General features: G+C 48.7%; 5 protein-coding genes. All 5 read right to left on the reverse strand.

Annotated elements, in window-relative coordinates; translation table 11 throughout:
• Positions 1–90 precede the first annotated feature (90 nt).
• Positions 91–1,554 (reverse strand): exodeoxyribonuclease I, encoded by a 1,464-nt coding sequence (gene sbcB, locus ACO6V1_RS12830; RefSeq protein ID WP_422450517.1) that lies wholly within the window; start codon positions 1,552–1,554, stop codon positions 91–93.
• A gap of 29 nt (positions 1,555–1,583) precedes the next feature.
• Positions 1,584–3,326, reverse strand: coding sequence for a hypothetical protein (locus ACO6V1_RS12835; RefSeq protein WP_422450516.1), 1,743 nt, complete (start codon positions 3,324–3,326; stop codon positions 1,584–1,586).
• Between the two features lie 183 nt (positions 3,327–3,509).
• Positions 3,510–4,130, reverse strand: coding sequence for a YigZ family protein (locus ACO6V1_RS12840; RefSeq protein WP_422463067.1), 621 nt, complete (start codon positions 4,128–4,130; stop codon positions 3,510–3,512).
• Positions 4,131–4,181: 51 nt separating this feature from the next.
• On the reverse strand, positions 4,182–4,553 hold the full coding sequence (locus ACO6V1_RS12845; protein ID WP_101747812.1) for a PilZ domain-containing protein: 372 nt from the start codon (positions 4,551–4,553) through the stop codon (positions 4,182–4,184).
• Positions 4,554–4,696: 143 nt separating this feature from the next.
• Positions 4,697–12,397 (reverse strand): hypothetical protein, encoded by a 7,701-nt coding sequence (locus ACO6V1_RS12850; protein WP_422467091.1) that lies wholly within the window; start codon positions 12,395–12,397, stop codon positions 4,697–4,699.
• Positions 12,398–12,498: the final 101 nt, after the last annotated feature.

Raw genomic sequence — 12,498 nt, forward strand, 5'->3', positions numbered from 1 at the left:
ACATAAAACCCTATGTGCTTGCAGGCTGCTTTATTGGGATGGGCACGCTTCAGTCAACAGACTTAAAATGGTTACACACTTGATAACGGATTAATAAAAGTCCTGATTGGCCAGAGTGTTCTCACGCCCCTGCACATAATCAGACAATTGTGCCAGTATATTCTGTTTTTCCAAATCTTCCCCAGCCACCGCCTGAGCCTCTCTCAATTCGTTCCAGAAATGATCAAGCGTTAATAGTTGTTTATTGTCCGGATGTAGCTCCCCAGACAATCGGTCCCGACAATATTGCTTCCAAAGCCCCCGGTCTTCTTTATCCATGGTTTCAAAATAGTGTCGGCCACGATAACGAAACAGCATCTCTTCCAGCCGCTTATCGGAAAACGAGAGGCCAAGTTCAGGTAACTGCGCAGGGTTGGATGAAACAATCCGGCTCATTTCGTTTTTGTCTGCCGGTGAGAAGAAACCACCCGAATAAATCATCTGATCAGGATCCGTGTGCTTTATCGCTGGTGACTCTGAAAACACCGCCCTGAGTTTTGCGGCCAGCCCGTTGTCCGCCAGCAACTGGCTCCGGTGCGCTTCACACCTGGCAAGGTCCAATTCAAGACGATCCTGGTCTTCGGTCCTGAGAACATTCAAGGGAGCAACCGCCGGGCATTTATTAATATGAATGGTCTTTAATGGAATTCGTGCTTCCCCATCGCCTAATTGATCAACGGGTGTAAACAGCCTTCGTCGTATTTCATCCACCGACAAATTCAACAAAGGTGCCGGATCCACCGACAGATCATAAACGACAATACCATTACGGTTTATCGGATGATCAATCAACGGCAGCACCACAGCCAGGTTATTGCGCTGTGCTCCAAACATGCCGGAGACATGCACCACCATCTGCTGGCTGACCAGATTTAACAACCCGGCCACTTCACGTTTACCACGATGGGACAGATAGAACTGGAACACCCTGGGCTGCCGTTGGCGAATCAACCTGGCCAGCGCAATAGTGGCACGGACATCCGATAAGGCGTCATGAGCTGCACCGTGATCCAGACCATTCGCCGCAGTAATCTCCTCCAGCCTGAAGCTTTTGCAACCATCCTCACGCAACGGCCATTCAATACCCTCAGGTCTCAAAGCCGCAGTCAATCGGACCAGATCGATCAAATCCCAACGACTGTTGCCGTTCTGCCACTCCCGAGCATAAGGGTCATAAAAATTCCGGTAGAGGATGTTCCGGGTTACCTCATCATCAAAGCGAATAGTGTTATAGCCCAGAGCACAAGTGCCTGGCACCATAAACTCGGTATGAATACGACGAATAAATTCCGGCTCCACTGTCCCCTGCTCGTTCACCTTTTGTGGTGTCAAGCCGGTTACCAGACAGGCCATAGGGTTCGGCAGATGGTCTTCCGGCAATTTACAGAAAATATTCAGCGGCTCTCCCACCTCATTCAATTCTGCGTCCGTCCGGATACCCGCAAACTGGGCTGGCCAGTCAAGGGCAGGATCGATACCGAAAGTTTCGTAGTCATGGAAATAAAATGACTGCATATTAGCCCCTTTCATCATTATTCATAAAATCAGACACAACCGATCCCAACAGAGTTCAGGCTCTCTTTAAACTTCTTCTCTTTGCTTTTGGGAATCACGATCTGCTGCTTACCCAACCGCTGACACCACTTGGACAGCACTTTATCGTTGATAATAAACTCGACAATGTCCTGAGTTTTGCAGTTCACGATCAGCGCTTCTTCTTTTATCTCCACGCCCCCGACATTGGCCGCCGCCTGCTTGAGGATACTCTCACAATCTTCCGGTAAAAAGGGCTGATCATCCCGAGCCTGAAGGAAGGCCTTTAATTCATCGACACTACCGCCAATTTGCAGCGCTTCCATCATCCTTTTACGGGACAGCTTCCAGATATGATCCTTATGATGATCAGCATACAGTGACAGGAAGCGCTGTTCCCAGGGCGTCGGCTCACGGTCAAAAGCAATGCGCCCTTGTCGTTGAATGGTCAGCGGTGTTTCAGTTGACTCCTTATGGTCTGCCTTATAATGGTCAGTCAGACCCAGTACGTACTGACCCAAAGGCGTCAGGCGGAAATATCGCAGACCGTCGTAGCGGCTGAGGCACTCCATATCGCCGTATTGATCATCAAAGCTCTCATCGTCATCAGGGGGAGCCATTACCACATCCACCAGCCCCAGGGTTGCCGCATACTCCAGCAGGAAACAGCGCAAATAACGGACTTCAAGACAGTCCCAACTCCTGCCATCGAGACATCCGTCATCCGGATTGTAGATATAGAGATGGTGCAATGCTGTTGTCACTTCCAGGTCAGCACCGGTGATGAACATAAAATTGGCAAAGTCGGCAAAGGCAATCCAGGCATTGACTTCACAGCCCTTCAGGTAAGCAGTAATGACCTCTCTTCTTTTCAGGACATCGGTGAAATAGCGCTTCCCTTTGCCGGTTTGTCCCTTGATGCGATCAATACGACGAAATTCGTCTTCTTTCTTATTATTCAACCATTGAGCCCACATTTCCCTGATGGTGTCAGCCGGGTTGCGATCTGTCTTTTTGGCAGGAATCAGTGTGGTGCCTGACTGTTTGGTAAATTTGCTGTTGCCCAGTAGTCTCAGCCAGCCGTAAGCCAGCATCGACTCGCAACCTTTTGCATCATCACACGGGTCGTCGCCATAGTATTCATGTACGGCGGAAGACACTTTTTTCAGCGTCGCCCCTGAGGCAACCCCTGTTTTCTCACTGACCTTGATTTGCTTATCCTGCAATAACAACTGTATTGAATGCAGCTCACTCAGGGCCAGCCGTTCCCGTTCAAACAGAATATGATGGTTGGGCAGAGGCTCTGGCAAGACGACGGTTGTCAGCGTGTCCGGTTCAGGTTTTGCAACCAGCTGCTTTAGGGAAGCCATGACCGGCTCGGGCATTTTTCGAATGTTGTACCAGTCAGAACCCACAGTGAAGAAAAAGACCATGACAGCGTCTGATGGTTCCTGTCGGTAGTACCAAATGCTACTTTGTGGTTTATTCGGAAAGTCGCCGTATTTCAGTTTGAAGCGGCCCCGATCAATCAATCCGCCATAATTGAACAGCGACTCCTGCAATAAGGCCATCTCAAGTTCTGACAGTTTCCCCAGGTATGTTTTCAGGATCGTCTGGTCTGTCAGACCTTCTGCGATTGAGTTAACCAGCTCGGTTTTGAGGTTTTTTTTCGATTTAACGCCAAAATAGGTCAGATACTTGCTTTTCAGGCTGTCGACCGTGTCGTTGCTGATAGCTCGTTTAAGTTCAGACATAAAATTCGATACACGTTTAAGAAAGGTTGGGTAACCGTAAGGCGGAATATTACAGCAGATACTCAGTGTAGCAAGATCAGGTAAAGTGTAGTGGTGCCTACCAATACAAAAACACTCTCGCTCAGCAATAACGTGGCCGATATCACGTTGAGAAGAGGAGAAAAGACAATGAAACAGAAAGATTCAGACATCATCCTGCCACTGAATAATAATCTGGCCCCGGCTGACATCGTACAAATGTCGGGCAAGATGCTCTCTTCCCGTTTCTGGCATTGAGATCATCATCCTGACTGACTGACCATAGTCACACTGTTCAAGACTCGCTTGAAACTGGCCAAGGTGGTGACGAACCATCTGCTCATGGGCATAGTCACAGAGAAGTACACCCGCTCTTAGTGCAACCCGCTGCTCAAGCGGCAATTGTTCACAGGCCTGCTGAACAGACGCACTGTAAGCCCTGACCAGCCCACCAGCTCCCAGTTTCACGCCACCAAAGTAACGCACCACCACAGCCACTACATCTCCAATACGCTTATGTTGAAGTACATTCAACATCGGGCGGCCTGCAGTACCAGAAGGTTCGCCATCGTCGTCAAACCCAACCACAGCACCGCCATCCGGTGCTCCTGCAACGAAGGCTGAACAGTGATGCGTGGCATCCGGGTATTCGATACGCTTTTCTTCGACAAAAGCCTGGGCTTCCTGACGAGAGTGGGCCGGAGAAATGCAGGTAATAAATCGGCTTTTTTTGACTTCGGTTTCAACCGTTATAACTTGGGCAGGGACAACGTAATCAGCAGACATGACGACCTGAGACAGCAATCGATCGGTAACGTAAGATTCTACCTGTAAACGTCAGTCTGTGACTTCGTCAAAGGTAAAATAACTTTTCAATGTTTCAACCAGATCGATAATATCATGACCCGCATTGACAATACTGTAGCCAGAGTCAAAATATTCCGGCCCAACATCAGGCTTACACCAGTGGCACCGTGAATCAAAATCCAGATACCGTTCCCCCATCTCATCATCGGGAAGAATAATACGCATATTATAAACAGCGCCAATCAATACAGGGACAGAGCTGATCAGCATTAAGCCATTACAACTGATGTTCCCGATACTCCCCATAACTCGCATGGTGTTACGGTTATAAATTTTCAGATAATCCTGCAACTGATGACGCTTAATCGAGCGGCGTTCCTTGCCACTGGGTGTTAACGACATATATCACGCCTTGTGTGTTTAAATATGAAAACCAGACACCATCATCTGAATACTTGTAATATTGAACTCAAATAGAGCAAATCGAATCTATTCAAACGTTTCCAACAACAGTTAAAGCAATAGATTTCGTCATTATCAAATGATCATTGCAACTTGATTGTTTTTCTTTTGTCGATCGCATCCTGGGTACGTGCAGCATCTTTAACCAGTGTTTTTCTATATTTTTTATTAGCGGCCAATAGCTCGTCCTGAATCCGTCCCAGACAATTCGTCAATTGAACACCTCCTTTTATGCTTAATTCTGCCCTGGCCATTTGTTTGGCATTATCTTCTTTTCTCATATCGTCAAGAGCAACAAGCTGGTTCTTTGATCGATCATCTAATTTTTCAACAGTGAGATGCCAGTCCCATTCTTTGGTTGGTAATCCGGACTTTTGAGTCAACATGATTGCGGTAGGATGTGGACCTTTTTTCGCTGGATAGAGATAACCTTTTCTATCATTTACGGTTCTGAATTGTTTTTTAAGCCCCGGCATTACTTCTCCCAGATATCCACACAACTTTCCGAAATTATTATTATTATTCTTATCCGAGGTAAATGTAACAGCAGATAATGCCCTGGCCAGTTCATGATAAAATACTTCTACGGCACTGCCCTGCTCCCGGCAAAACTCTGTGAGTGTGACTAAATCTCCACGCTCTTGCACTGCCCGGAGCTTATCATCCAGCTCTTGTTTGGCTGCGGCGACTCTATCCCATCCTGAAGTGGCCACAAGTCCGATATCTTTATTCCGTTTATTTTCAATGGGCTTACCTTTATTGCAAAGACTATCAATTTCTGAATATAAATGATCAGCCTTTGCCCACAATTGGCCGCAATGTTCTTTGAGTTCCTGTGGAATGTTATGTATCACTGTCTGAGAATCTGGCCTGATTCCCCTTGCCTGTAATTTAGCAATACATTCTTTAATTTCATCATCCATGTGCTCACTTTTGGCAACGGCCTCAAGGGATTCGTCTTTATTAAAGTTATCAAAACTCTCTCTTTCTATTTTCTGTAACTCTTTATGAACTTTGCTTCTCAACTGACCTTCAAATTCCTTAACATACACTTGATGGTTATATTCACCCGCACTTCCCACCGGAGTGATGACCTGGCCAAGATCAACCTTACCAAGCACCTTTTTGGCCCTGTCACCGCGCCAGGTATGAGCATTGGATAAAATCTCATCAACATCTGCGCGCTTACTCCCTCGCTCAAAGCTTGTCTCACAGGCTTTTACAAACGATGAATCTTCACGAAGTGCCATCATGGTAGCTATGGTTTCCTGAGACTGATTCTCCCCATACCACTGGGCTCTTTTGAAATCCGCCAGAGCGGTTTTCACTGAATGGGGAAAGACATTGCACTCCCAGGATTTGAGAAAGGTTCCCAGATCACGTTCAAGGTTAGTGTCATATTGGCCGTCCTCATCCGGAGGCGAAACATGCAGTTTGGCATGGATCACTCGTAACTGCTCAGGACTCACCTTATTGTCTAACTCGCCCAGCAGTTTCGCCATCGCTTCCTGAGCGCGCTCATCGGCTCGCTCACAGGCATTGGTCAGTTCTTTCTGCTTCTCACGGTACTCGTGGCTCACGCTGCCATTGGGTGGCAAGAATTTCGTATTAAGCACCATAAAGAATTCCTGCCCCCCTTTTATATTTAAAGGGCTCGACTTGCGAGAGAATCGACCAAACTCCTGGGCCATTATATTGCCGCGCCTGTTGTCATCTTCAAGCAAGCCAAGGTGGATACCGACACTGGTCGCACTTTGAGGACAATCCGTTCCGGTACCCTGCGTCTTGTCAAGGCGAACGTCGTAATCCTCAGGGTTCTTTCGTATCAACGCCTCCAATTCCGGTGAAACCACGGCGTCCGATTGCTGGTATTTTTCCTGTTTCGGATGGTACAAACAGAGCTGTTTCTGATCGTTGTAGTACAAAAGCCCCCGAGCCTTGCCACCTCGTGCTTCTTTCAGATAGTCATAATCCTTCTTAACGTGCATGAACCGGTCTTCACCATTATGGTTACCATCAAACAGAATGATCTGTTTATCCTTACCGGAACGCTCCATCACCTGCTTGAGGACATTAATTCTATTCTCCGGGTCGGATGTATCACCGGACAAGACAGGCGTGGTTTTCGATAGCCAGTTGAAAAGTCTGGCTTGGGTTGTCATGGCGTTCGATTCGCATTTTTTCGCTGCCTCTTGAACGGTGGCCGATTTCGTCAACCCAGCCATGGTAAAACCGGTTCCCATGGTGGCTGACAGACAGACTTTATTCTTACTGCCGCTCAAAAAGGCTGCCAGCAATTCGGCCACTTCGCGTTCATTTATCGGTTTCGTCCCGAGCACGCTTTGCGCACGGCTCATATCTGCGGCCTGCTCCTTAAACTCATCATTACTGCTTGGTGTGGATAACCGGTCATACTCATCAACAACCTTCAGGCCGTCGTATTGCAATGCATCCAAAATGTCGTCTAATAAGCGAATCTCTTTTTGCAACGTAGCCGGGGTTTCTTTACAGTGAGCCTGGTAGTCTGCCGCATCAATGGTTTTCAGCCGGTCCCTGAGCGTCATTAATAGCAGGACATCCTTTGTGGAGATACCCAGCGGCGCTTTCGCGGTCACCTGCGCTTTAATATCCTCCAACACCGCCGGTGACCACCATTTCTCGGGAACGCCGGAGTTGGGCACAAAATCTTTAAACAGATCCAGTCTGCGGTAGGTTACGCCGGAATCAGCAAAATAACCTGTCAGGGAGTGGTCCAGTTCAGCCTGGTTATTGGCTGGCGCAATGATCCGAACAGGATGATCTTTCCTGCTGGCCTGATCGGCAACCAGGGGAATAATTGTTTTACTTTTACCGTAACCGGTACCCAGCTGGAACACCAATGTATTACCTTTTGACGCTCTGTCTTTCCCCATTTTCTGCACAAATTTAAATGCTTTTTCAGCCATCTTTGGCTGATCGCCACGCAGGACCAGCCCGCCTTGCTCAAATGCAATCATGGCCCGGCTTTGTTCATCCAGACCACGACGGTAGTGGGACTCAATTCGTTCACTGGCTTCTTTCTGCGCACCAGCCAGTAGCGCCATATCCAGATTCAATGCCTGACAGGTGCCTTTAAACTCATCATCAGGCATCTGCTGGCTGTCAAAGCGCTCACTCCTGACCACCGCCAGTTTGTCTTTCAGAGCGTCCATACGCCGCCCCATGCTGCGACAGAAATCGCGCTCATTCTTCACCAGCATCAGTTGTACCAGGTCATCACAGAATGTGCCACGATTTACCCCGACCGACTCTGGCAGATGCCCGTTCTTAAACTGATTAATCGCAAAATCGACCAGTTCATCATCCCGGTAAAAATCCAGCTCTTTATCTTTATCTTTATTTTTATCTCTAATAGCAGTACCCAGCTTTCTGGTCAGATAGTCCACGCCCTCGCTCAACCGCAGCTGCCGGTCCCGATTCACTTTGACCACCTTGTCAAAATTCGATGCAACCTCATGGATTGAGCCGTCTGACCATTCCGGTGCATCCGGTTTAATTTCACAACCGGCAAATACCGACATGTTATGAAAAGCCCCCGCTTTGAACACCTTGAGGTTTTTCTCACCAAGTTCAATCAGCTCATTACTGCCAAATTTCTTCCGGCACTGCTCATAATAGCCTTTACCAACCTGATCAAAACTGGTATCAGGCGAGAGATTTTGATAGCGCTGATCCGCTGATTTCAAGCTGGCATTTTCCAGATGAGTCCCTACCTTCTTTTCATTTTCTTTTTTGTTCTGAAGATCGGTGTATTGACTCTTCCTTACCTTCCGCCCCGCCAGAAGCTCGCTTTGATCCTGGGTACCAATCAATTCCTGTAGAGCTCCATCACTGGATCGTTTTTCCACGTCAATGCGGGTTTGGTGATATAACGAAGCCAGCTTTTTCTGCGCATTCTTTGTTTTATTCCACTTGTCGCGGACCGACTGTACGCCACCTCTGAGCGCACTGGCTTTGGCCTTGTCAACCTCATCTGGCTTGTTATTGAAGAAGGCCTGACCAGGGCCTTTTGCTGCCCGCAGCAAAAACTCGGCATCGACCAATTCATCGTCACTGGTAGCATCTATAGATTTGGGCTTTAACTCTCCTTTGCCATCCGGCTCATACAGGAAATACCGGGGCTCCTGTGCCGTAGTCTGCAAAACCAGAATGCCTGGCTTGCCATCATCTGCTCTCACTGGCAACCAGTTGTCGGCAAAGGGAATATTGCTTTTCGGGTACTCGTAGAGAAAGCGGGGGTGTAATGTATAATGTTTGGTACCCAGCATGCCATGCCAGTCACCAGCCCGGTTTTTTTCAAAGATAATGCCCTCCGGTTTGCCGCCATCGATCGCTATACTTTCTGCCCCTTCATCCGCTTTTCGATAGTTGGCATTGGGTACGCCAGCAAAAAACTCACTCAGAGGGCCTTTACCTCTGCCAAGCCTGGTGACCGTAAAAGATCCTTCCGTGGTCGCTGCACCATCTTTTAAGGCTTCATAATCGAAGATGCTTTTCTGGTGAAATGCCTCCATAAACGCCAGTTTCTGGCCGGTTGTTTCCGGAAAATCCCTGGCATTGTCCAGCTTTTTCAGTAAACCATCACAACGTTCTTCCAGTTTTTTATATCTGGGCTGACCATCTTTTGCAGTTAATTTACCGTTGTGCTGATTAACTGACTCAGCAGCCAGTTTGGAATTGGGCTTTTTCAGATCACTCTGACAGGCTTGCAGAACAGCGAACTTACCCGGCATAGGATGCAGGTTGAATTGATCGCGAATATCCAGCAACCCTTTTGTCAATGCGGCATCCAGGTCCTCTGCCTTTGCCACGGCGGTATTGGTAATGCCTTCCTGCGCTGGCTTCAGGCTGTTCAACAGCGCCAGTAACCTCGGCCTGATGCGGGCATCTTCTATCAGCCTGGCGGCCTGTTTTTCACCGGCTGACGTACTTGTACCTGAAACCTCAGCGTCGGTTTGCGGGTCACCAAATACCTTACCCAGTTCTGCCTCCTGTTGCCGGATAGCTTCTGAGGCAAATTGCTCACCTCTGATACTCAATTTTCCCTGATGAACACGGGCGGGAATTCTCTGTGGGTCGAGCTGCTGTAACCTCTGGGCATACTGCATATAAAGCTTCTGCAGCTCCAAATGACGCTCTTCACCACCGGGAACTTTAGCAACCTCTGCGTTACATCTTCTGACTAACTCCCTGGACACCCGATCAATGGTTTGACCCACCAGGTAACTGCACGCTTCTCCATTATTAGATGCAAATACACTGGCCAGGTCTGGTAACACCTTCTCCATATAGTCAGCAGTTTTGGGATAGTTAGTGCTGGTCTTATCCAGATCTGCAAGCCACTTTTGGACTGCTGGTCCCGTTATTGCCCGGTTTGATTGATCAATACTGTCTTTTTGCTGCTGCAGACTTTCTTTGATACTGCTCGCTCTATCTTCAAGTACTTTACACTCTTTAGGGCGATTGCCATATTTATGATTAAAATCCTTAACGGTCTGATCTATATCTTTCCCCAAGGTTTGAATTTGCCCGGCAATCGCATTTCGCAAACGGGTATTACTTGGCTCAAGCTTTCTATCCTCTCCCTCCAGCCAGGTAATTTCTTTCTTTGATATCTCTGCATCCTTCCAGTTATTAAACTGCTCTACTTTAGCGGCCATACTGTTTACCGCTTGTTGCAGGGCAACCGTGTTCTGATGAACCCCGGAAAGTTGAACCGCTTCCTGGTTAACGGGAACAGTGTTTAAATACTGCTCCAATTCCTCGGGTTCCAGATCCGGTGCAGTTGGAGAAGTCGCCTCTGGACGTTCTGCTGGTGCTCGACTGTTGCTTTCTTCAGTCGTCTCAGAAGTGTTACTGGTTGGATCTACAGTAACTGCTTGATCATTTCTGTCAGTATGCTCTGATGATACGGGTGCTGGTGTGTTATCACCGTTCACTCCTGAGGCCGCTGCCATTAGACTACTTTTGTCGTCAATAGTCTCCGGCATCGGACTGGTTTCACGACTGGCAGTCTCGGTTTTCGCATTGGTTGAGGCATCAGCAAACTGTCGGGGTGGACTGTTTTCGTCGTCTTCCCCTTTCGCTTCGGGTATTAGGTCGGTTCCAGTTTCTGTGTCCACTGGCGAGGAAGGAGGGGTAACAGGGCGAGACCCACCCACTGATTCCTCAGCTTCACCCCCAACCGGACTTTGTCTGACGCCCATCTCTTCAGGCATCTTACTGATTGAGTCATCAGTAGCCGGTGAGGTCTGACTAACGGTAGCGGTCATCTCTGAAGCTGCAAGCTTCGGACTGGTTTCAACCCCTTTGTCAACTGCAGATGGAGGAGGAGTAAGACCTGATTTTTCAGCTTCATTCCTGACTGTATCTTTGTTGTCTTCAGCACCCTCAGGGGTCTGTCTGGTTGAGACATCAACTTCCCTGGAAATCGGACTGGTTCCGCGACTGGTGGTTTCGGGTTTCGCATTGGTTGAGGCATCAACAAACTGACTCGGTGGAGTGTTTTCGTCGTCTTCCCCTTTCGCTACGGGTATTGGGCCGGTTCCGGTTTCTGTGTCCACTGGCGAGGAAGGAGGAGTAACAGGGCGCGACCCACCCACTGATTCCTCAGCTTCACCCCCAACCGGGCTTTGCCTGACTCCCACCTCTTCAGGCATCTTACTGATTGAGTCATCAGTAGTCGGTGAGCTCTGACTACCGGTAGCGGTCATCTCTGAAGCTGCAAGCTCCGGACTGGTTTCACGACTGTTGGTCTCGGGTATCCCATTGATAGGGGCATCAGCAAGCTGTTGAGGTGTACTGTCTTCGTCGTCTTCTACTTTTGCTACGGGTGTTGTGCCGGTTCCACGACTCGTGGTATCGGGTATCGCATTGGTTGAGGCATCAGCAAACTGTTGGGTAGGACTGTCTTCGTCGTCTTCTCCTTTCGCCTTGGTCGTTGGACCCGTCACAGTTCCTGTGTCAACTGGAGAGGAAAGAGGCGTAACAGAGCGCAAACCATCACCTGACTCGCGAACTTCACCCTGTCCGGCTTCAATCTCTTCAGGCATGGGCCTGATTGACTCAGAAACCGATGAGGTCTGACTGCCTGTACTGGACGCCCCGAGTGTTTCTGGACTGGTTTCAGTTCCTTGATCAACTGAAGATGCTGGAGGAGTAGTGTCAGAACCATCATCTGGCCCTTTAGCTTCATCCTCAACTGTACGGTTTCCAGTCCCTTCAGGCATTGGCCCGGGTGAGCCATCAGGAACCGGTAAGGTCTGAGTGCCTGTAGTGGACGCACGCCGCGCTAGGGATGTTGGATTGGTTCCAGTCCCCTGGTCAACTGAAGATGAAAGAGAAGCAACGTCAGTACCATCACCTGATTTCTTGGCTTCATCCCCAACCGGACTTGTTTCAGTCCCTTCAGGCATCAGCTTGAGCGAATCAGGAACCGATGAGGTCTGACTGCCTGTAATGAACGCCCCCGGTGCTTCGGACGCTGGACTGGTTTTAATTCCCTGGTCAACTGGAGATAAAAGAGAGGCAACGTCAGAACCTTCATCTGATTTTCCAGCTTTATCCCCAACCAGACTTTTTACAGTCTCTTCAGGCATCGACCTGGGTGAATCAGTAACCGATGAGGTCTGACTGCCTGTACTGGACGCCCCGAGTGTTTCTGAACTGGTTTCAGTTCCTTGATTAAGTAAAGATGCTGGAGAAGCAGCATCATTATCATCACCTTGTCCTTTAGCTTCATCCACAACCGGACTGTTTTCAGTCCCTTCACGTATTGCCCCTGGTAAATCATCAGGAACCGGGAAGGTCTGAGTGCCTGAAGTGGACGCACGCCGCGCTAAGGATG

Origin of the sequence: Endozoicomonas sp. ALC013, from assembly GCF_049310205.1 — a bacterium.
Taxonomy (GTDB): domain Bacteria; phylum Pseudomonadota; class Gammaproteobacteria; order Pseudomonadales; family Endozoicomonadaceae; genus Endozoicomonas.